The 22,297-nt window shown below is 60.5% G+C and carries 19 protein-coding genes and 1 tRNA gene; 8 read left to right on the forward strand and 12 right to left on the reverse strand.

The window, feature by feature from the left end; genetic code table 11:
* Nucleotides 1-43: 43 nt before the first annotated feature.
* Together L1073_RS11420 and L1073_RS11425 are read right to left on the reverse strand one after the other, a co-directional pair.
* Nucleotides 44-1,051 (reverse strand): methyltransferase, encoded by a 1,008-nt coding sequence (locus L1073_RS11420; protein WP_246899385.1) that lies wholly within the window; start codon nt 1,049-1,051, stop codon nt 44-46.
* Nucleotides 1,048-1,824 (reverse strand): methyltransferase domain-containing protein, encoded by a 777-nt coding sequence (locus L1073_RS11425; protein ID WP_246899387.1) that lies wholly within the window; start codon nt 1,822-1,824, stop codon nt 1,048-1,050. The genes L1073_RS11420 and L1073_RS11425 overlap by 4 nt, the downstream gene beginning before the upstream one ends.
* A gap of 256 nt (nt 1,825-2,080) precedes the next feature.
* Between L1073_RS11425 and L1073_RS11430 the strand changes: the two genes are divergently transcribed.
* From L1073_RS11430 to L1073_RS11450, 5 genes are all read left to right on the forward strand, one after another.
* Nucleotides 2,081-4,543: a sensor domain-containing protein gene (locus tag L1073_RS11430; protein WP_246899389.1), complete on the forward strand. Its 2,463-nt coding sequence runs from the start codon at nt 2,081-2,083 to the stop codon at nt 4,541-4,543.
* A gap of 67 nt (nt 4,544-4,610) precedes the next feature.
* Nucleotides 4,611-4,687: transfer RNA gene (locus L1073_RS11435), tRNA-Arg, on the forward strand.
* A gap of 184 nt (nt 4,688-4,871) precedes the next feature.
* Nucleotides 4,872-5,387, forward strand: a complete 516-nt coding sequence (locus tag L1073_RS11440) for a hypothetical protein (protein WP_246899391.1) — start codon at nt 4,872-4,874, stop codon at nt 5,385-5,387.
* A gap of 148 nt (nt 5,388-5,535) precedes the next feature.
* Nucleotides 5,536-6,243 (forward strand): DUF2201 family putative metallopeptidase, encoded by a 708-nt coding sequence (locus tag L1073_RS11445; RefSeq protein ID WP_246899393.1) that lies wholly within the window; start codon nt 5,536-5,538, stop codon nt 6,241-6,243.
* 98 nt (nt 6,244-6,341) lie between these two features.
* Complete coding sequence (locus tag L1073_RS11450; protein ID WP_246899395.1) at nt 6,342-7,376, forward strand: helix-turn-helix transcriptional regulator; 1,035 nt, start codon at nt 6,342-6,344, stop codon at nt 7,374-7,376.
* 131 nt (nt 7,377-7,507) lie between these two features.
* Here L1073_RS11450 and L1073_RS11455 read toward each other — a convergent pair whose 3' ends face one another.
* The 6 genes from L1073_RS11455 to L1073_RS11480 form a co-directional block, all read right to left on the reverse strand.
* On the reverse strand, nt 7,508-8,644 hold the full coding sequence (locus L1073_RS11455) for a porin (RefSeq protein WP_246899397.1): 1,137 nt from the start codon (nt 8,642-8,644) through the stop codon (nt 7,508-7,510).
* 476 nt (nt 8,645-9,120) lie between these two features.
* Entirely contained in the window at nt 9,121-9,894 is a 774-nt protein-coding gene (locus L1073_RS11460) for a ProQ/FINO family protein (RefSeq protein ID WP_246899399.1), read from the reverse strand.
* Between the two features lie 128 nt (nt 9,895-10,022).
* Nucleotides 10,023-10,559, reverse strand: a complete 537-nt coding sequence (locus L1073_RS11465; RefSeq protein WP_246899401.1) for a dihydrofolate reductase — start codon at nt 10,557-10,559, stop codon at nt 10,023-10,025.
* Nucleotides 10,556-11,350 (reverse strand): thymidylate synthase, encoded by a 795-nt coding sequence (locus L1073_RS11470; protein WP_246899403.1) that lies wholly within the window; start codon nt 11,348-11,350, stop codon nt 10,556-10,558. Before L1073_RS11470 ends, L1073_RS11465 begins: the two co-directional genes overlap by 4 nt.
* Nucleotides 11,351-11,416: 66 nt before the next feature.
* Nucleotides 11,417-12,223 carry a prolipoprotein diacylglyceryl transferase gene (gene lgt / locus L1073_RS11475; protein ID WP_246899405.1) on the reverse strand — a complete coding sequence of 269 codons (807 nt, stop codon included), beginning with the start codon at nt 12,221-12,223 and terminating at the stop codon, nt 11,417-11,419.
* Nucleotides 12,224-12,313: 90 nt separating this feature from the next.
* Nucleotides 12,314-14,368, reverse strand: coding sequence for a response regulator (locus tag L1073_RS11480; protein ID WP_246899407.1), 2,055 nt, complete (start codon nt 14,366-14,368; stop codon nt 12,314-12,316).
* A gap of 150 nt (nt 14,369-14,518) precedes the next feature.
* Between L1073_RS11480 and L1073_RS11485 the strand changes: the two genes are divergently transcribed.
* Nucleotides 14,519-15,301 carry an NRDE family protein gene (locus L1073_RS11485; protein WP_246899409.1) on the forward strand — a complete coding sequence of 261 codons (783 nt, stop codon included), beginning with the start codon at nt 14,519-14,521 and terminating at the stop codon, nt 15,299-15,301.
* A 36-nt stretch (nt 15,302-15,337) separates the two neighbouring features.
* On the opposite strand, the gene ptsP is transcribed toward L1073_RS11485, so the two are convergent.
* Entirely contained in the window at nt 15,338-17,599 is a 2,262-nt protein-coding gene (gene ptsP, locus L1073_RS11490) for a phosphoenolpyruvate--protein phosphotransferase (RefSeq protein WP_246899411.1), read from the reverse strand.
* A 117-nt stretch (nt 17,600-17,716) separates the two neighbouring features.
* On the reverse strand, nt 17,717-18,214 hold the full coding sequence (locus L1073_RS11495) for an RNA pyrophosphohydrolase (protein ID WP_246899413.1): 498 nt from the start codon (nt 18,212-18,214) through the stop codon (nt 17,717-17,719).
* A gap of 161 nt (nt 18,215-18,375) precedes the next feature.
* Here L1073_RS11495 and L1073_RS11500 point away from each other — a divergent pair, with 161 nt between their 5' ends.
* Nucleotides 18,376-19,032, forward strand: coding sequence for a histidinol-phosphatase (locus L1073_RS11500; RefSeq protein WP_246899415.1), 657 nt, complete (start codon nt 18,376-18,378; stop codon nt 19,030-19,032).
* Nucleotides 19,033-19,245: 213 nt separating this feature from the next.
* Entirely contained in the window at nt 19,246-20,757 is a 1,512-nt protein-coding gene (mqo, locus tag L1073_RS11505) for a malate dehydrogenase (quinone) (protein WP_246899417.1), read from the forward strand.
* 109 nt (nt 20,758-20,866) lie between these two features.
* Here mqo and L1073_RS11510 read toward each other — a convergent pair whose 3' ends face one another.
* Both L1073_RS11510 and thiL read right to left on the reverse strand, forming a co-directional pair.
* Nucleotides 20,867-21,340, reverse strand: a complete 474-nt coding sequence (locus L1073_RS11510) for a phosphatidylglycerophosphatase A family protein (protein WP_246899419.1) — start codon at nt 21,338-21,340, stop codon at nt 20,867-20,869.
* Nucleotides 21,337-22,296, reverse strand: coding sequence for a thiamine-phosphate kinase (thiL, locus tag L1073_RS11515; protein ID WP_246899421.1), 960 nt, complete (start codon nt 22,294-22,296; stop codon nt 21,337-21,339). Before thiL ends, L1073_RS11510 begins: the two co-directional genes overlap by 4 nt.
* Nucleotide 22,297 lies beyond the last annotated feature (1 nt).

Raw genomic sequence — 22,297 nt, forward strand, 5'->3', positions numbered from 1 at the left:
ACAGTCAGTACGGAGGATGATTGAGCGCGCGGCCCGGTCAATTTCAGCGCGCAATCTTCATTGCTTGATAAACCCGAAACCGCCGATCATCGGCGAGGATCGTGAAATCACCGAAGGCCTCTTCCAACAAGCGGGGATACGGCAGGAAGGCGTTGGCCACCAAAATCAGGCTGCCACCCCGTGCCAATTTTTCAGGTGCCTCGCGTATCAAGCGCGCCGCCGGGTCGTAATCGATGGCACGCTCCTGATGAAAAGGCGGGTTACTGACGATAGCGTCGAATTTTCCAGTCACTGCGCTGTAGACATCGCTCTGCCACGCCTCCCCCATTACCCGATTGGCCTCGAGCGTGCGACGTGTCGCGGCCACCGCAAAAGCGTTGAGATCCACCGCCGAGACGCTTGCGCCTCTAACGCCGAGCCAGGCGGCGAGGATGCCGTCACCACATCCCATGTCAAGCAGATGACGCCCGGCAGGATCACCCAGAGCATCGGGCAGCGTCTCGAGCAGCAAGCGCGTGCCGTCATCGAGCTTGCCGTGACCGAATACGCCGGGATGGCTCGCCACGCTGAGCCCCTCGGCCTCGAACGTGGTCCAGGCTGCCTCCGGCGACAGTGACAGCGACGCCGTGCGCGTGGCATACAACGTGCACCGCCGCGCGCTATCCACCTTGCGACATCCGAGCCCCAGCGCGGCCAGCGATTTGAGCACCCGCTTGACGCCCCCTTGATGCTCGCCGACGACCTGAAGCGGCGTGCCTTCGGGCAACACCGCACACAGCGCCAGCAGCCACCACTCGCCGAGCGCATGCGTCTTGGGCCAGAACAACACGGCGCCTGCGACCGGTGCCTCCAGCGCCGGTGCGAGGTCGTCATAAACTCGCTGCCCACGCCCTAGCCCTCTCCAGGCCTGGCAAATTGCTGCATCTGCGCTCCATACACTACCGCCGACCGCTTCCAGCCAAGCATCGCGAGGCGGCGCAACCCACAGCCAATCGCGATAATCGTGGGACTGACGGGCAAGCAACTGGCAAGGCGGCGTCTCGGCGCTCATGACGCGGTCTCCGGTTTGTACAGGGTGTAATGCAGATAACGTCCCAGGCGCCAGTGCGGTTCCTGCTGGCAATAACCACGCTCGAGTTCGATCACCTTCTCGAGTTGCTCCGCGGGAGGATCGCGCTCGGCGAGATAATCGTAAAAAATTCGCACGCCTGTTACCGCCTTCAGTGACAATCCCGCCGCCGCGATCCATTCGCGCACGTCTGCATCAGTGAGCGGAGAGATCGGCGTCAAGCGTCGGCCCCTCCCCAGTCCTTCCAAGCGATCATCGAGCGCCTTGTCCAGGTTACCCTTGATCACGTTGGAGAAGCGCAGTGCATCGCGGTTGAAGACCATCAGCGACAGATACCCGCCCGGCGCCAGCAACGTGGCGAGCTGTTTGAAGGCGGCATGCGGCTCGGCGAGCCATTCCAGTACCGCGTGGCACACGATCAGTTCCCACGGTCCCGGCGTGCGTTCGGGCAACGTCTGCCAGGTGGCATCGACGGGTGTGACGGTTAGATCATCCATCCCCGCGATGGCACGTTCGCGCATGTCCCGCGAGGGTTCGACCATGGTGACCGCATGGCCACGTTGCGCCAGCCATATACTCATTTGGCCCAGGCCGGCGCCCACGTCCAGGGCGGGACGACCGTCGGCGGGCAATTCATTGGGTAACACGTGCTCCAGCACCGCCAGACGAATCGCACCTCGCGGCGTCCCGTAGAGGCCATGCTCAAACTTGTCGGCCAAGCCGTCGAATATGCGGTCATGAGTGACCAATGACATCCCCTCGCTATACAGCGTTTTCTTAAATGTCGGCAATTGAAGACACTTTTCTACTCAAGCCTGGCACTGGAATGTAAAAAAGGAGTAGTCTAGCGTTGCTGGACGTATGCCTCCAGCCCAGACCACACGGGGCTTTCAATCACAGTGCATGGCGTCGGCACGATACGCATGACGTCACTTGATCGCGTTCCGGCCGGTGGCCGGCGAAATAGTGCCATTCCCACGCCCGCGTGGCTGTCGTAGAGGACACGAGACCTTGGCTCCACATACCTTGCCTCCGTCGCTGACCGAGTTGCTGGAAGTATCAGGCATTGCACTCACGATTGCCGATGGCGATCAACCCGGCTGCCCCTTGATATTCGTCAACAAGGGCTTCGAGCAGCTTACCGGCTATACTCGCGAGGAAGTGCTGGGGCGCTCCTGCCATCTGCTACAGACAGGCGATGCGGAGGCCAATCACCGCCTGCAACGCGCCATCGATGAGCGCACACCGCTGACACTGACCCTCGAAAACCGTCGCAAGGACGGCACAGGTTTCGACAGCGAACTGATGCTGGCACCGTTATATAGTCAGGAAGGACATTGCTACCTGATCAGCGTGCAGCGCGACATCGATGAACAGCACCGGTCGCGCACCCGCTGGCGCGCCCAAGGCCATCTGCTCGAACAGCTCAGTGCCCAGGTGCCCGGCGTGCTGTTTCAATATCGGCAGTGGCCCAACGGACAAGGCTGCTTTCCCTACATCAGCCCCCGACTGACCGATTATTGCGGCATCGACCGAGACCCTCTGCAACAAGATGCCGAGACGTTACTGGCCCGGATCGCCCCGGAGGATCGACAGCAGCTGCGCAGCGCCCTTACATGCTCCGCTGCGTCACTCAGGCTATGGCAAAAGGCCTTTCGTTACCATCATCCCACTCGGGGGCTGCGCTGGCTGGAATGCGTCGCCATGCCCACACGTCTCGCCAACGGTGGCACCCTGTGGCATGGCTATTTGACCGATGTCACCGCGCGTAAGCTTGCTACCGAGCGCATGGCGCTGGCAGAGACGGTTTTCGACAGTACCCATGACGGCATCCTCGTGACCGATGCCGACAAACGCATCATCGATGTCAATCCCGCCTTCACGCAGTTGACCGGATACAGTGCCGAGGAAGCCTTAGGGCGCACGCCCCACTTACTGTCCTCGGGCAAGCACAATGCACAGTTCTATACCAGCCTGTTCACTACCGTACACCAGCACGGATACTGGACAGGCGATATCTGGAACGTTCGCAAGGATGGTAGTCAGCTCATCGAGAGCGTCACCATCTCGGCGATCCACGATGCTCAGGGCGCCATCACGCATTACATCGCCGTATTCCGCGATATCACCCAGAAGCATCTGAAACAAGCACGCCTGGAGCGGCGCGCCACCTATGACCCGCTCACCAGCCTGTTCAACCGTGATCATTTTGGCGGTGCGCTGGAAAATCTGCTCTCCGGGCTTTCCTACACCGGCATCGGGATCGCCGTACTATTCATCGATCTCGACGACTTCAAACCGATCAACGATACATACGGCCACGCGGCAGGCGATGAAGCCCTGGTGATCATCGCCCAGCGGCTCAAGCAGCAGACACGCAGCACCGACCTGGTCGCGCGGCTAGGGGGCGACGAGTTCGTCATTGCCCTGGCGGGCATGCGCAGCGCGGAAAAAGCCGAGAAGGTCGCCTTCAAGATCCTCGACGACTTGATCAGTCCCATCCACCTGCGCAACGAACACAGCATCACGCTCTCCGCATCCATAGGGGTCGCCTATACCGAAGACAGCCAATTCACCGCGAACGCGTTGATCGCAGCCGCCGATAGCGCCATGTACGAAGCCAAGAGCCAAGGCAAGAACCGCGTCGCGATGAGCCAGCGCCACTCAAGCGATGGTGACGATCTCTACACGCGCCTGCAAAGTGCCCTGGAGCAAGAGGAATTGGCGCTGTTCTATCAGCCCATCCTGTCGCTGGCAGACGAGCGCATCGTCAGCTTCGAAGCGCTGGTACGCTGGTATCACCCCGAGCAGGGCTTGCTCGCACCGCACCATTTCATCGATATCGTCAATCACTCCTCGCTGGAGTGTGCCTACAGTACCTGGCTCGTCCATCAGGCCGCGCGCACCGCCCAACGCTTTCAGGCTTTCCACATGGCGGTCACCGTGAGCATTAACGTCACGCGCGATCAGGTCGAGTCCGGCCAGCTCGCGGAAGACATGGCGCAAGCACGCAAGCGTCATGCCCTCGCCTCGCCGTTCCTCAATGTAGAGGTCGTGGAAACCGCCCAATTCCATGACATCGACCTGGCCTACAATCAGCTCCAGCACGCACGCCAACTCGGCGCCCAAATCGCCCTCGACGACTTCGGCTCTGGCGTCTCATCGCTGACATACGCCAGCCAGCTTCCCATCGATATCGTCAAGATCGATCAGGCGGCCATTCGCCACCTCGTCGAGCAGCCGCAACAACGTCGTTTCGTCAGCGGTATCATCGACATGGCGCATGCCATGCAGCGCATCGTACTTGCCGAAGGCGTCGAAACCCCCGAGCAGCTCGAGGTCCTGCGTCAAATGGGCTGCGACATGGCGCAAGGCTTTCTTATCGGCCATCCTCTGCCAAGCAATGAGCTCGAAGCGCACTACCTTGCCGGCACGTCCCAACTTCTCTATCCACTGGCGTTACAGACGCAATAAAGGCTTACCAAAGCCTGCCACGGGTTTATCCCGAGCCCCGGTACGCTTATAATATCAACCCCGCCACGCCCCCGTAGCTCAGCTGGATAGAGCAATCCCCTCCTAAGGGATAGGTCATAGGTTCGAACCCTATCGGGGGCGCCATCGTGCCTCAAGCGCCGACGCCAAGACACCTTCTAGAGACGTCTTGGTTTTTGTCTCGTGATAGTCCCTTCAAAGCGTTATTCATCCGAATTTTTATTATAAAGTTTGTTAACATTACGATAATTGCGTAATATCTCCACGCCTTCTAAGGCTAATTAAAATTCGATTTACGCAAGGGAATCTCATGAATCTAAAAATGACTGCGGCAGCCATCTGCGCAGCAGGAATGCTATCGCTATCCGGTTGCGCCAGCATCGTCGGTGACAAGGATCAGCAAATCACGATCAACAGTACGCCATCTCAGGCAGACCTAGTGATCACGGACGAAACCAATCAGGAAATTTTTCAGGGAGAAACGCCGACCACCGTCACGCTAAAGAAAGCGGATGGCTCCTACTTCGGAGGCAAGGAGTATAACGTCACCCTCAGTAAAGACGGCTATGAATCACGGGCCATCTCTATTTCCAGCTCACCCAATGGCTGGTACATCGGGGGGAACATTCTCTTCGGCGGCCTCATCGGCTGGTTGATCGTGGATCCACTGACAGGCGCCATGTATACGCTTAGCCCCGATGAGATCAACGGCAACTTGGGAGAGAGCGTCGCCCAGCATGAAGGCTCTCAAGAGCTGAACCTGGTACTTCTCAAGGACGTTCCCGACAACTTGCGCAACGATATGCAGCTCCTGGGGAAAATCTAAACTGCCCATTGGGGTCGCGCCTTCGCGGCCCCAATAGCCCTCTCTTTCCCAGATAAACCTAATTTCCTCGATACTGAATACTGCGACACCCATTGTCGCTACCTTCCTCGATACTCCTTGCCTACCTCAACGTGCAATGGAGTTCGGTATGAGCAAGGGAGTGGTGACGCAGTTAGCGTCGTATATCGCACGCAAGAAAGGTAATACCGAGAACGCAGCAGCACGAGCATTAAAGGATGAGCAGCTCGCGTTGTGGGTGTCGGATCGCGATCACTGGCGGGATAGCTGTCCGTTGAATGCCGATCTCGCCGATGGCCTCACGCTCGTCCCTGTCATCGACGATCGCGTGGCGACGGCTACCACCGATGGACGCAGTATCTATTTCGATGCACGTTTCAGTGCGACGCTCGAAGCAGAGCATCGCCGTTATCTACAGGCGCACCTGACCTGGCACTGTGCCTTGGGCTATCTACTTCCTGTTTCATCGTCCTCCGATATGTGGCACCTGGCATGGGACCATGAGATCAACAGCTTGCTATTGCAGCAGGGTTATATGCTGCCGACTTCGGCCGTATTGTTCTTCTCGAAAGTCCCGTATCCCGCTCACGAAGTGCATGATTGGCTACTCTCTCACCCTGCGCTTGAACAGGAAGCCACGACCGACCGCCTGTATGAAGAGTGCGTCGTGCCACTTCTTTCCTCACAGGCAAGCCTCGACCCGGATTTCATGCCAACGCCACCCGACAGCAGGCTCGTCGAGACATGGCGCTCCCACACTCGGATGCTCGCCAATGACTACCAGTGGACGCATCACCTCCCCCTGCCCATCGCGACACGCCTGAAGCATTTGTCATAGCACGACATGGCGGACCGAATACCCGAATTTTCTAAAGAAACTTAGGCCAAGGCCGATAACCTTTATGTAATAAAACGTAACTATTCCCCGAGGATGCCATGCCCCACGTCCGCGATACGCTCTTTCGTTACCTCACACTGTTGCAGCTAATTCCCCGCAGCCCGGGCCGCATCGCGACCCCCGTGCTGCTGGAGAAGCTTCGCGAACGCGGTTTCATGGTCGATACTCGCTCGCTGCAACGCGACCTTCGCGACAAATTGGCGCTGCACTTCCCCCTGATCTGCGACGATACACAAAAGCCCTTTCGCTGGTATTTCGACCGTCAGTTTCAAAGCAACCTCCCGGCCCTGGATTTACCCAGCGCCCTCACGCTCGTGCTCGCCGAAGAATATCTCAAGGGCATTCTACCCCCCGTCGTCCTGGGGCAACTATCTCCCCAATTCGCCGATGCACACCGGCTACTCGACGATCTGGAAGGCAACAGCTTGAGTCAATGGCGAAAACGTGTCCGCGCCATTCCCAACGGCAAAGCGCTTCTTCCTGCCTCCGTCGACGCCTCCATATGGCAAGGCGTGACGCAGGCCTTGCTGGAAAACAAGGCCATCGAGGTACGCTACCTTTCACGGAGTCGTGAGGAGTACAAGATACTGACTCTCCACCCGCAGGGGCTCGTCAGCCGTCACAGTGTTACCTATATCGTGGCGACCGTGGATAACTACAGCGATCTGCGACAGTTCGCACTACACCGCATACACCAAGCGACCAACAGCCAAATACCATGGCGCGAAACCCCGGGATTCGATCTCGATGCATATATCGCCGATGGCGCTTTCGGTTATCGACAATCGCGCGATGATGTCCACCTGATTGCCAATGTCGCCCCGCAAGTCGCCTGGCTATTGACCGAAACACCGTTAGCGAGTGAGCAAGAATTGACGCCGCTGCCGCATAGTCAGTGGCAACGACTCAGCGTCGAATTGCCCGACGATCAGCAAACACTCTGGTGGCTGAAAGGCATGGGCGCCAATGTGGAGGTGCTGGAACCCTGTGCCTGGCGTGAGGAAATACGCGACGATGCCCGCCGTATTCTGGCGCAATCATCCTGGGAAGCAACCATGGAAACCGAGACGTAGCATCCTGCCATTTCCATACATATTCTTACTAAAAAATATCAAACCTTACAGATGCACATTAAAAAAGCCGGCTCGCAATGAGCCGGCTTCGTTTTGGCCGCGACCTTCAAGATCGCTGGGGCATCGACAACTTAGAACCCGTAGTAAGCACCCACGGCAACACCGTCGCCTTTGTCGTTGGTACGGTCATACTTCGCGTACTCAACGAAGGTGTACATCGTCGGAGAAAGGTTGTACGTGGCGCCCAAGGCGAATTCGTTGAAGCTGTCATCGCCATTATAGTCACCCGGGCCGTCATAGCCAGCCGGGTTGGCTGCACCAGCGACTTCTTCATCGGCATCGACGCGCTGATAGGAGCCGTAGACATCGCCGAAGCCGTAGCCGTAGCGGGCACCGAGGGCATAGCGCATGATGTCGCCATCGTCACTGCCCATTTTGACGTCGGTATTCTCGACCTTGGCAGAAACACGCAGCGCATCCATGGTGTACTGCGCATTCAAGCCATAGGCCTTGAATTCGACTTCGTCGGAACCGTTGGTCAGCTTGTAGTTATCGAGGTCGTCATAGACGCCTGCGAGAGAAAAGGCACCAGCAGTGTACTTCACGCCACCGAAGAAGGACGCGTTGGAGTCATCGTCCTGTTCGTAGCCGTTGGCGTTAGGTACTAGGGCTTCGTCAGGGTCACCCAAACCTACGTCGCGGTTAGCATCGCCATCGCCCTTGAATTGCGTACCAACGGCGAATTGCAGACCACCCAGCGAGGGAGAGAGATACCGGAGTTTATCCCCTTCACGGTCGCCGTCTTCGAAGAAGTTACCCACATCGATTGTGGAATCGGTGACGTCGAAATACTCGTTGTTGGAGATCGGGTCCTGAATCCAGTCGTCGATCAACGGATCCCAGGTACCGCCACGCACATCACCGAAGTTACCCTTCAAGCCCATATAAGCTTGGTCAGTGCTATCCAGACCACCGCCGCCTTCAGCGTTAGTCTTGGAATCAGCGTCGTATTCCAACTCGGCCTTGAAGTAGCCGGTCAGGCCCGGGTTGATGATGTGCTGGCCGGAGAAACCGATGGTCGAACCGTTGTCGCCCAACTGATCTTCGGAGTCGCCGTCTGCGTTATCAACATCCGAATAGACCAACTGAACGTTGCCGTACAGGTCGAGTTGAGTGCCGTCTTGGTTGTAGATGGTGGCAGCCTGGGCAGCACCTGCGGAGGCGCCCAAGGCACCGGCAACGGCAGTCGCTAAGAGTGTCTTTTTCATCGCGATATATTCCTTAACTAGCTTACTGTTCGATCGTGTCTGCAAATGCAGTCGGCTTTCGACCCGGTCTGTTTTTTCAGCGGCTTGCTAAGGCAACACCGCGACGAGTTCGTAAAGCCTTGTTGTTATCCAATGCTCGCAGAGAAACCTTATACCGGTCTTTTGGAGAACGCAACAAGAAAAAAACACTGTTTTCCTTCCGCGCTTCCTGTCGATTCGGTCAAGATCACCTCTCTCGCGAGCCGGCCTCAAGAGGCCTGGAAGCCACTCTACGCCGCCAATATGACATTGGCGTGACGTCAGCGACACGTTCATCTTTACGATTCAAGGCTCTCTCTGGCAAGGGGCAATCCGCAATGAAGGCAAGTTTTACTACAAAAGTCGCATAACGCGGATATAACCACCATCCGGCGCTGAAAAATATAGCAATAAAAAAGGGGCTTGCGCCCCTCTTTTTCAATGCTTCGATCCGATTGTCATCGACCGTGCTTGGCGAGCAACTGGCTCAGTTTACGCTCTAGCTGCTCGGATTCCTTGCGCTCGTTGTGCTGCTTCTGCTGCTTTTTCTGCTTCTTGGTGAGTTCATCGAGCTGCTTGCGGGCGTGACGCGCCTCGCCTTCGGTCACGGCGCCTGCCGGCTGACCGTCGAGATCCACCCGCATCGCGTCGGCTCGCACTGCCTTGAGATAGCGCGGCAAGTGTACATAGCACGCCAGGGCGCGGCGCACGAGTTTCTCCGGCCAGGGCTCGCGCGCGACAAGGTCGAGATGAATGCCCGTCTTGAGCGGCTGAGTGTGCCCCTTGAAGAAGGTTTCCGGATAGCGCTGGTACCACTGCGCCAGCAACGACTGGGGAGAAGGCGGCTCATGTTCCGCGCCCAGTGCCAGACTGGCCTGCGGAATCTCGCTCTCCGCCTCGCCAGTGGGCTGGCTGTGATCGTCTGATGGGGAGGCAAGGGCGGAAGGCGCGTGATCTTCGGTGGCGTCTCCCGTCGGCCGACGCGGGCCACGAAACGCGATAGGCCCAAGCCCTCTGGCTTTCGCGCCAGCGTCAGGCAGTTCCGCCTGAGTGGCGGGCGTCTGGGTATCGTCGGGCTCCAGCTCGGCAAGCGCCAGGAGGCGCTCACGCAAGGCGCGGTTTTCCAACTCAAGTGCCGAGACCTGGCCACGAGCCGCCTCGAGTTCGGCCCGGCAAGCCTCGGCTTGATGTTCCAATGCCCTGAACAGGGCGTCTGCGTGGTCGGTCAGCAAGGCGTGCACTCCCTGATTGCCTTGAACGAACGCTGGGCCTCGAATCGTCTACGCAGCGTCGCGGCAGACAGGCCCGGCCCATGCGGGCTACCAAGTAAGTCTGTGCCAGCTTCGCCGCGCTGGCAACCTCAACGCCGCTCGTAATGCACGAACGCGTAGTCGGGCTTGCCATCACCGCCCTGGCCCGGCACACGCTGGGTTTCCTGCCAATGCGTGGCATCGAAGGCGGGAAACCAGGCATCGCCGTCCACCGAGACATCGACTTCGGTCAGATAGAGCCGCGTGGCGCAGGGCAAGGCCGCGGCGAAGATCTCGCCACCGCCGATCACGCAGATATCCTCGACACCCTCGATAATGGCCTGGCCATCGGCCATCTCGAGAGCACTGGCCAGATCATGGCAGACGCTGATTCCGTCATGGAAATAGCCACGATCACGCGTGACAACGATATTCATGCGTCCCGGTAACGGCTTACCGATGGACTCGAACGTCTTGCGCCCCATGACCAACGGTTTGTTCATGGTCACGCGCTTGAAGAACTTGAGATCTTCCGGCAGGTGCCACGGCATTTTGTTATCGACACCGATGACACGCTCTCGCGACATCGCCGCCACCAGGGCGATGGGCACCACCGTATCGACACAGGCGTTGGTGGGCTCGTTCATACGGCGACCTCCGCCTTGATATGCGGGTGCGGATCATAGTCTTCGATGGCGATATCCTCGAAGGTGAAATCGAACACATCCGTAATCTCGGGATTGAGCACCAGCCGTGGACGCACATGCGGCGCGCGGCTCAACTGGAGGCGCGCCTGATCGAGATGATTGAGATAGAGGTGCGCATCGCCCAGGGTATGAATGAACTCGCCCGGCGCCAGGTCGCAGGCCTGCGCGATCATGTGCGTGAGTAGCGCGTAGCTTGCGATGTTGAACGGCACGCCGAGGAAGATATCCGCACTGCGCTGGTACAACTGACACGACAGCCGACCATCGGCGACATAGAACTGAAACAGGGCATGGCATGGCGGCAACGCCATGTCATCGACCAGCGCCGGGTTCCAGGCCGAGACGATCAACCGGCGCGAATCGGGGTTGCGCTTGATCTGCTCGACGACATTGGCGATCTGATCGACATGCCCGCCGTCCGGGCGCGGCCAACTGCGCCACTGATAGCCGTAAACCGGCCCCAGGTCGCCGTTTTCGTCGGCCCACTCATCCCAGATGCGAACCCGGTTTTCCTTGAGGTAGGCAATATTGGTGTCACCGCGCAGGAACCACAGCAGCTCATGGATGATCGAGCGCAAGTGGAGCTTCTTGGTGGTCACCAGCGGGAAGCCGTCGGCCAGGTCGAAACGCATCTGATGACCGAAGACGCTGAGCGTCCCGGTGCCGGTGCGGTCACTTTTTTCCACGCCATTGTCGAGTACATGGCGCATCAAATCGAGATAAGGCTGCATGTCATCCGAACGTTGAACGATGAAGGCGCGACGACGATGTCACGCCGGAATTGGATGCCTGGCCGCTCACGCCGCCGGTGATGCTTCACGCGCATCGTCGACCGGTTGCCGACGCGACCAGGCGATCAAGGCGATACCGGCCAGGACCATGGGGACGGTCAACAATTGGCCCATGGTCAACCAGCCGAAGGCGATGAAGCCGAGTTGCGGATCGGGCTGACGCACGAACTCGACCGCGAAGCGGAACACCGCGTAAAGCAGCAGGAACAGGCCGGATATCATACCACGCCGACGCGGCCGACTAGAGACCCACCACAGCACGACGAACATCACCACGCCTTCCAACGCGAACTCATAAAGCGGCGAGGGATGACGTCCCTCAGGGCCGAGGCCGGGATACACCAGCGCCCAGGGCACGTCGGTCACGCGCCCGGGTAACTCATGATTGATGAAGTTGCCGATGCGCCCGGCTCCCAGGCCGATCGGCACCATCGGCGCCACGAAATCGGTGAGCTGAAAAAACGCCAATCGATGCTTGCGTGCGAAAAGGCCAGCGGCAATCAGGACACCGACGAGGCCGCCATGGAAGCTCATGCCGCCATCCCAGACCTGGAAAATCCATAACGGATTATCCATCAGGCGCTCGAAACCGTAGAAGATCGCATACCCTATGCGCCCGCCGAGCACGACGCCCAGCGCGCCATAGAACAGCAAGTCGCCGATATCATCCGCCTTGAGACCGATGCGCGCAGCGCGCTTGCGCCCTAGCCACCAGGCTCCCACGAAACCAATCACATACATCAGCCCGTACCAATGCACCTTGAAGGGTCCCAAGGCGATGGCGATGGGGTCGATCTCGGGATAACTCAGCATGCGTGCGTTCTCCTTGCATACGTTCTGGTCGGCGGCGAGCCCGACACCTTACGACAGCCGCTGCCGGGCGGCAACGACGCACGTCATCGTCTATGTCTCGGGTGTCGCATCTTTACCCACCCAACGGCGCACCATCGCGACCAGATCGCCGGGGCGGTAAGGCTTGGCCAGACAATCGTCCATGCCCGCCTGCAGGAAGGCGTCACGACTGGCTTGGGTGACATTGGCGGTCAACGCCACCAGCACGCTGGCATGCCGCCTCGCCAGACGACGCTCCAACCGACGCCAGCGACGGCTGGTTTCCAGACCGTCGAGGGTCGGCATGTAAATGTCCATGAACACCAGATCGAACGCTTGTCGCTCGGCCAGTGCCAGCGCCTCCTCGCCGTTCGTCGCGGTCTCGACATGACACCCCTGGCGCTCAAGCACACTGCATGCCAGCAGCGTATTGACGGGGCCGTCATCGACGATCAGTACCCGGGGGGTCGCATCGCTTTGGCGCGTATCGGACGCCGGCTTGTCCTCCGTCAGGGTATCGAGCAACAGCATGGCATCTTCCAGCCGTCGACGCAGCGCCTCGCAGCGCGAAGGCTGGCGATGCGTGTCGACCTCGGGAAGCGAGGCCAGCGTGTTAACGGAGGCCTCGAGCTCTTGGCGTAGATGCGATAGATAGCCCGTCTTGAGGCGCGCATCCTCGCGTGCCTGATCACGGGCCAGGCGCAAGCGGTACAAGGTTTCGCCGGCCTCGGTCTGATCGATCAACGCCCAGACGGAGTGTTCACCACGTACGGCCAGGCATTCGAGGCGATACTCGCGCGTTCCCCCTGCCGCATCGGTGACCCGCACCCGGCGCCGTTGTTCATCGACGAGCCGCGGCTTCAACCATTCAGTCAATTGAATGTCGCGCAACGCCTCGGGGCGCTCGCCGAGCAATCGCGCCAAGGCGGAATTCAGGGTGACGATGGCATCGCCCTCGGTCAGCAAGGCCGGTAGCTGCAGGGTATTGAGCCAGGCGGGCATATCCCATGCATCGTTCGAGGCGCGAGTATGCAATTGCGGTTCGAGCCGCTTCAGCAATGCATTCAAGGTCGCTGGCGAGACATCGGTAATGTCCGGCGCATCCTCTTGCGTACGAGGCAGCCAACCGACGAGTCTGCCCAGCGCGGCCTGCCAGGCATCCTCCTCGCGCTGCAATCGCCAGTAGAGCACGGTCACGAAGCCCGCGAAGATCAGCACGTTGCCCAGAATCAAGCCGATACTCAACCATGGCAGCGCCTTCTGCCAGGCACTGTCATCGGGCAGGCTCAGACGACTCACCAGACGCCAACCAGTACCGGGAAGCGTGTCCCAGATCAACGCCCGGCGTCCCTCCTCCAACCACTTCATGCCATAACGACCCGCGGCGTCCGGCAACACGCGAGAAGCATCATCGCGCATCAAGTCATGCCCGGTACCATCGACCAGCCAGTGCTTCCCGGTGTTGCCGGTTTCATCACCAATCAACCGTTTCAGACGTGGCAGGGAGATTTCTATCCCCACCCGCGCGAGATAGCGCTCGTTCCACACCACATCGCGGGTGGCCACCAAGCGTCCCGAAGGCGCTTGTGACCCGGTCCACCAGGTCACATTCTCCGCATCGGTGGGGGCGCGTTCTCGCTGATAAGGGGGAAGGCCGCTATCAATATCATCCTGCTGCTCGGGCACGCTAAAATCGCGCATGCCCACAGGCAAGACAAAGAGGCGAGTGACCAAGGCATCCATGCCGTAGTAGTCATCGAGCAGCCTTATCAGTAGCTGCTGAGTAGCGTCTTGCGACAGCACGGCCGGCAGTACCGGCGACACATTCGGAGAAGGCGCGTCATTCTCGGCCATCGACTGCAGAATGCGCCGCGAGCCACGTGAGAGCATCACAAGATGCTGCTGCTGAGCGGTCAAGCGAGCATCCAACTGGCGCGCATAGACACTGTGCGAAGCCTGCAAGCGCGCCAGCGCGTTTTCCGCTTCACGACGGTCGCTCGCCTGCCAGATCAACGCCCCGGCGCCCAGACACACCAACGTGAAGGCTATCTCGGCCAGCAACAATGGCCACAGCAACGCTTTCCAGCGCGAACGATGGGGGCTCGGAGGAGTCGCGGCTTTGTGCATGCCCTACCCTGCTCGTGACGATGCAGCGAGTGTACGCGCTCGCTTACCGGCTGTCATGGCACGTGCGGGGCTCGGCATGGCGCGTTACGCTGGCGCTATCATCTTCACGAGAGCGACGTCCACGAAAACCCTTTGCGAGAGAAATACGCCATGTGCTTGATCGTCTTCGACTGGCGCCCGGGCAGCGACACGCCACTGCGACTGGCCGCCAACCGCGATGAGATTCACGATCGCCCGACACAGGCGCTGGCCCCGTGGCCGGATGCCCCGAGCCTGGTCGGCGGTCGTGACCTGCGCGCCGGAGGCACCTGGTTGGCGGCCTCGCAAAGCGGGCGCCTTGCGGCAGTGACCAATGTTCGCGACGCGCACACTGCAGCGCCGACTTCACCCCCCAGCCGAGGCGCCCTGCCTTATCAGGCACTGACGCATGAAGCACCGCTCGACTGGCTCGAGGCCCTCGCGTCGAGCGAGGCACGCGCCTATGCCTGGTTCAATCTGCTCTATTGCGACGGCGTCACGCTGATGCATATTCATCACGGCCCAACGGGGACAATGCTCACCCAGATTGCACCCGGCATGCATGGCCTCTCCAATGCCACCCTGGATACACCCTGGCCAAAAGTGATCCGCGCCCGAGACGGCTTCGAACGGACACTCGCGCAAACACCCTGGCAAGCGCCTGCGCTCGAGTTGATGCAGGATACCAAGACGGCGCCGACACCAGACCTACCGGATACCGGCGTGGGCATGGAAATGGAGCGCTTCCTGGCACCGATCTTCATTCGCGGGCAACGTTACGGCACCCGTGCCACGACGCTCGTGGAATGGTGGCCCAGTCATATCGAACTGCAAGAATCGCGCTTCGGCCCGAACGGCATCGTGCAAGGCAGTCGCCGACATTCGCTCACTCTGGCCGACGTCACGCAGGCCTGACCTGCGCCGTTCATCGAGCATGGCACCCGTCGAGGCTCAATCGTCGGGGGGCAGCAAATGTGCCAGTTTCCATTCCCCCATGCGCTGGCGCAGGTGCGCCCGCACCGCCGCAGTGGTGGATAACGCCAGGGTTTCGTCGAGCAGCGCCTGCGCATCCTCGAGCGAAACACGCCGGATCGCCGCACGCACCCGGGACAAACTAGGCGCATTCATGGAGAGCGCCTCGAAGCCCATGCCCATCAGCAGCAAGGCACCAGCGGGGTCGCCGGCCAGCTCACCGCATACCGAGGCCGGCACCTTCAAGCGCCGCGACTCGATGGCAAGATGCGACAAGGCGCCCAGCACGGCCGGATGGCAGGCATCGTAAAGGCTCGCCACGCGCGGATTGTTGCGATCCACTGCCAGCAAGTATTGAGTAAGATCGTTACTGCCCACCGAGAAGAAATCAACGCGGGCGGCCAGCGCATCGAGCTGATAAAGCGTCGCCGGCACCTCGATCATTACCCCAACCCGGGGACGCGCCAGCTTGACGCCTTCCTCGGCCAGCTCCCGCTGGGCCCGGTCGATGAGTCTGAGCGCGGTATCGACTTCTTCGATGCTCGAGATCATCGGTAACAGGATGCAAAGATTGTCGAGCCCCACCGAGGCGCGCAGCATGGCGCGCAACTGGACCATCAGCACTTCCGGATGATCGAGCGTCACGCGGATTCCGCGCCATCCCAAAAAGGGGTTGGCTTCGTCGATGGGAAAGTACGGCAGGTCCTTGTCGCCGCCGATGTCCAAGGTGCGCATCACCACCGGTAACGGCGCGAAACTTTCGAGCTGATCGTGGTAGAGCCGCGTCTGCTCCTGCTCGCTGGGGAAGCGCTCGTTCATCATGAACGGCACTTCGGTGCGATAAAGACCCACACCACTGACTCGCGACTTGAGAGACGCCACAGCTTCCACCGCCAGGCCGGTATTGACCATCAAGGGCATGTGGTAACCGTCCGAGGTTTCGCTGGGGCGATCCTGCTCATGCTCTAGCACCTCGCTGAGCGCCTTCTCCTCGGCGATCAACGTCTCGTAATGGTGCTCACGCTCGGCATCGGGGCGCACGAACAGCCGACCGCGATGGCCGTCGAGAATCGCCCGGGCGCCGTTGAGCCTTGGCAGGGGTAAATCGACCATTCCCAGCACGGTGGGAATACCCATCGCGCGCGCCAGAATGGCGACATGCGAGGTGCTCGAACCGCGAATCGATACCAATCCCACCAGCTTGTCGCGCGGCACTTCGCCCAACGAGGCGGCACTCAACTCATCGCCGATCAGGATGGTCTGTTCGGGGAACGTATCCGGGGTGCGCGGACTGTCCTCCTGCAGATGGGCGAGCACGCGGCGCCCCAGATCACGAATGTCGGCGGCTCGCTCGCGCAAGTAGTTGTCGTCGACACGCTCTAGATACTGCACATGGCGCTTGACCACATCGGCCAGGGCACCGGGCGCCCACTGGCCTTCGCGGATGCGCTTCTCGACCTCTTGGCCCAGTGCCGCGTCGCCCAGCATCTGCTGGTAGGCGTCGAACAGCGCCACTTCCTGCGCCGAGATACGCTTGACCAAGCGTGCCGCCGCAACGCCGATTTCCTTGCGAACATTGGCGATCGCTTCGTGCAGGTGGGTGATTTCGGCTTCGATATCGGTAGGAATCAGGTCGGGCACGCTATTGAGATCCGCCGGCGGCATCAGCACCACCAGTTCTCCCGACGCCATGCCGGGGGATGCCGCCACCCCCGAAAACATCGCCTGGCCATCGGCCTGGGTCGGCCGGGTCAACGTCCCCGTCGCCATGGCATGGGCCAGCACACCGGCCAACTGCGCGGCCATGGTAACCAGAAACGCTTCATCGCCTTCATCGAAACGCCGCATGGCCTGCTGCTGGACGACCAACACCCCCAGCATGCGGCGCTGATGAATGATCGGCACCCCGAGGAAACTCGAAAAACGCTCTTCGCCCGTCTCGGCGAAATAGCGGAAATACGGATGCGACGGCGCGTCCTCGAGATTGAGCGGCTCTTCGCGTTGCCCCACCAACCCGACCAACCCCTCGCCGAGCCCCATGCTCACCTGCCCTACCGCTTCGCTGCGCAAGCCCAGCGTATCCATGAGCACCAGACTGTCGCGCTCAGCGTCGAACAAATAGATGGAACACACATCGGTGTGCATGGCCTTGCGAATTCGGCGCACCATGGTCGCCAGCGCGGCCTCTAGACTGCGCGCGCCGTTGACTTCCTGGATGATGCGTCGGAGAACATCGAGCATTGGCATTTCTTCTTGTTGTCGTCACGACATGCGTGCGACGGTTGATCTCAAGGCGAACGCAGGGCATCTTGACGCCCTTGCGATGTCGGCCCTCGGTGGCGATATCTAACGCGGCGCTCAGCAGGCTCCCTCTTCGAGCGCCAAACGATGCACGCGTGGCGCCAATTCACGCAGGGCACGGCGGTAGACTTCGCGCTTGAAGGGCACGACCTGCCCCAAGGGATACCAATAACTGACCCAGCGCCAGCCATCGAATTCCGGTTTGGGAGTGGAGTCCACGCAAACCCGGCTATCCCGACACCGGATCTTGAGCAGGAACCACTTCTGTTTCTGGCCGATACATATCGGCCTCGAATGCGTTCTCACCATGCGTCGTGGGAGACGGTAGCGCAGCCATCCGCGCGTACAGGCCAGGATCTCGACATCCTCCGGCGTCAAGCCGATCTCTTCCTCGAGCTCCCGATACAATGCCTGTTCCGGTGTCTCATGCGCCTTGATTCCTCCTTGCGGAAATTGCCACGCATTCTGTCCCACACGACGCGCCCAGAGCAGCTGTCCACTGCGGTTGGCAATGATGATGCCAACGTTGGGCCTGAAGCCGTCAGCGTCGATCACGGACATCACCTTAATGAATCTTCGTTGAGGCCATTCTTCCACAAAGCCAGAAAGCGCATCAATACGCCTTGTGGTGGGCAACATTCGGTAACTCTGCGATAATCCTCTTCCCTTTACGCCGCAATCTTCCCGTTCACCCAGCACGATGCAAGGAGTCCTCCTTGAGCCTGGCGATCTTCGATCTCGACAATACCCTACTGGACCTCGACAGCGACTATGCTTGGGGTGAGTTCCTCATCGAGCAAGGCGCCGTCGACGCGACGACCTATCGCGACGCCAACGAACGCTTCTACCAAGATTATCAGAGCGGCGATCTCGACATCATGGCGTACCTGGCCCTGGCACTACAGCCATTGGCCGAGAACACGCCGGAACAGTTGGCCGCCTGGCATCAACAGTTCATGGCCAGCAAGATCGAGCCGCACATCCTGACGCGCGGCGAAGAGCTGCTGGCACGCCATCGCGCCAAAGGCAACCGACTACTGATCATCACCGCTACCAACCGTTTCATCACCGGTCCCATCGCCGAGCGCCTGGGCGTGGATGATTTGATCGCCGTCGAACCCGAGGTCGAGGCCGGCCAGTACACAGGGCGCGTGGTGGGCACCCCGAGTTTCCGTGAAGGCAAGGTAACCCGCCTGGAAACCTGGCTCGCCGAGGAAGACGTCACCCTCGACGGCGCCTGGTTCTACAGCGACTCGCACAACGACCTGCCGCTTCTCGAGCGTGTCGACCATCCCGTCGCCGTCGACCCCGACGATGCCCTGCGCGAGGCCGCCGAACAACGCGGCTGGCGCATCATCAGCCTGCGTAATTGAGAGCGCACGACCCAGCAGCGCATCTATAAGACGCCAAAGGGATCCCTTATGGCCTTGTCATTAGTCATAATGTCGGCCTTGGGGAGGCAGTATTTTCACGCCAAAAGCGTTATAATGCGCTCATAATTCCATCGCGCCGGTCGCAGTTCGAGACGCCGTTCGCCGGCTGACCGACGCACCTTTTCAAGGGTTATGTGAATGGTTGGCACGCATATGGATGAGTCAGTAGACATCGTACTCGTGGGTGCAGGCGTGATGAGCGCCACGCTCGCGACACTGCTTCACGAGCTGGAGCCGGAGGCGCGCATCGAGATCATCGAGCGCCTCGACACCACTGCCAGCGAAAGCTCGTTTGCCTGGAACAACGCCGGCACCGGCCATGCTGGCTTGTGCGAGCTCAACTATACGCCTCGCGCCGAGGACGGCTCGATCGTGCTCGACAAGGCCATCCACACCAACACCTTGTTCGAGGAATCCAAGCAGCTATGGAGCTACTTGGTCGAAAAGGGCAATCTTGGCGACCCGGCACGCTTCGTCCATCCGGTACCGCACATGAGCTTCGTACGCGGCGCAGACGATGTCCGCTTCCTGCGTGATCGCTACCATGCCATGCGCGAACACCCGTGTTTCGAAGGCATGGAATACACCGAGGAACGCAGCGTCATCGACCAATGGGCGCCGTTATTGCTGGACGGGCGCGAGGGCGACGAACCGTTGGCCGCAACGCGCGTCGCCGGCGGCACCGATGTCGACTTCGGCGCCCTGACGCGCCAGCTCCTCAACCGACTCGAGGAAGCGCCCGACGAGCAGGTACGCATCACCACAGGCCAGACGGTCGAGGACCTGGACCGTAACGACGATGGCAGTTGGACCCTAAAAGTCGCAGGCAACGACAACACCAAGCGTACCCTGCGTGCACGCTTCGTGTTCCTGGGCGCCGGCGGTGCCTCACTGCATCTGCTGCAGAAAAGCGGTATTCCTGAAGGCAAGGGCTACGCGGGTTTCCCGGTCAGCGGCCAATGGTTGCGTTGCGACAAACCCGAGGTCGTCTCCCAGCATCATGCCAAGGTCTACAGCAAGGCCCCCATCGGCGCACCGCCGATGTCGGTGCCCCACCTGGATACGCGCAACGTCGACGGCACGCCCTCGTTGTTGTTCGGGCCCTTCGCCGGCTTCACCACCAAGTTCCTGAAAACCGGTTCGATCATGGACCTGGCGAGATCCGTGCGCTCCTCCAACCTGAGCCCCATGCTCTCGGTGGCGCGTGATAACTTCAGCTTGGTCAAGTACTTGATCGATCAGGTTCGACTCTCTCATGAGCAGCGCGTCGACGAGTTACGCGCTTTCTACCCCACGGCGAAAAGCGAGGACTGGCGTCTCGAGATCGCCGGTCAACGCGTCCAGGTCATCAAGAAAGACCCCGAAAAAGGTGGCGTGCTGCAATTCGGCACCGAGGTCGTGGCGGCCAGCGACGGCTCGCTCGCGGCACTGCTTGGTGCCTCGCCAGGCGCCTCCACCGCCGCCTCGATCATGATCAATCTCGTCGAACAGTGCTTCCCCGAGAAGTTTGCCAGCGATGCCTGGCAGCAGCGCCTGCAAGAGCTCGTGCCCGCGCGCGCCGACACCTTAGCCGACAACGGTCAGCTACTGCGCGACGTGCGTCACCGCACGCACACCACACTCAAGCTCGCCGATGCCCAGCCCGCCACAGCGCCGGTGGCATAAAATACGCAACATTCTACGCAAAGCGCCTCGATCCGATGGATCGAGGCGCTTTTTCATGACACCACATACGTAATAGCAAGCGTGAGCACAGTCACTTTTCGAACAATGCCTAATGCAGCCAGAACCACAAATGCATAGTGCTCCAAGCGTACACGCCGGCAAGCACGTCATCGAACATGATCCCAAAGCCCCCGGCCACGTGGCGGTCCACCCAGCGAATCGGCCACGGCTTGATGATGTCGAACATGCGAAACACCACGAAGCCCCATAACGCCGCTTCCCACGAAAAGGGCACTGCCGCCATGGTCAGCCAATATCCCACGAACTCGTCCCAGACAATGCCGGAATGATCGTGAACGCCCAGATCGCGCGAGGTCTTTTCGCATAACCAGATGCCCAGGATCGAGGCCACGCCCATCAGTCCCAGGTACCAATCGAGAGGCAGCGCCGACAACAGCCAATAGAACGGAATGGCGGCCAATGTACCGAAGGTACCCGGCGCGAAAGGGATCGCCCCACTCCCCAGGCCAAACGCCAGGAAATGAGCCGGGTTACGCCAGACACTGCGCGGTGAGCGATTCATGGCCCGCCTCCCGTGAAATGCTGCCATCCTGCGCCCTTCAATGTCTCGGGTATCCCGCTGATACCGGGCTCGGCGACGACGCGTCCGATCTCCGTCAGGGTGACATCACAATCGGTACAGCGCCGCTGAGCAGCTTCCCAGGCCGTATCGGGCACGCTGACCAGAAGCTGATAATCGTCCCCACCGCTGAGCGCGGCATGCAAGGCGCCTTCGCTGCCTAACGTCATTTCCAGCGTCGGCGCCAGGGGAATCCGCGCCGGGTCGAGGCTGGCGCCCACCCCCGAGGCATGACAAAGGTGGCCGAGATCGGCCAGCAGGCCATCGGAAACATCCAGTGCCGCCGAGGCCAGCCCCCGCAAGGCAAGACCTGCATCGAGCTGGGGCGTTGGCGTCAAGTAGGCCGCCAGCAGCGGATCCTCTAGATCACTGCCACCGGCCTGCCAGATACGTAGGCCGCCGTGGCCGCCACCCAGCGCCCCGGTCACCGCCAAGCGCTCTCCCGGCATCGCGCCGCTGCGCCGCAGCGCCTGACCGACAGGCACATCGCCGATCACCGTGACAGCGATGGACAGAGCGCCACGCGTGACGTCACCGCCGATCAAGGGCGTCGACGTATGTCGGCCGAGATCGCGAAACCCGTGAGCGAAACGCTCCAGCCACGCGGGCTCGGCATGCGACAGCGTCAAGGCCATCAGGCAGCCGCGCGGTCGCGCACCCATCGCCGCCAGATCGGAAAGCGCCACCGCCAGTGCCCGATGCCCGATTGCCTCGGGTGGCGCATCGCCGGGGAAATGCACCTCGGCCACCGAGGTATCCACGCTCATGGCAATCTCGGTCCCCGCGGCAGGACTTAGCAGCGCACAGTCGTCACCCGGCCCCAGCGTAATGCCGGCGCTTGGCGAGGACTGATCGGGCGTCGAGAAATAACGCGCGATGATGTCGAATTCAGCCAACATG

It is taken from the genome of Chromohalobacter nigrandesensis (genome assembly GCF_023061285.1).
In the GTDB taxonomy this organism is placed as follows: domain Bacteria; phylum Pseudomonadota; class Gammaproteobacteria; order Pseudomonadales; family Halomonadaceae; genus Chromohalobacter; species Chromohalobacter nigrandesensis.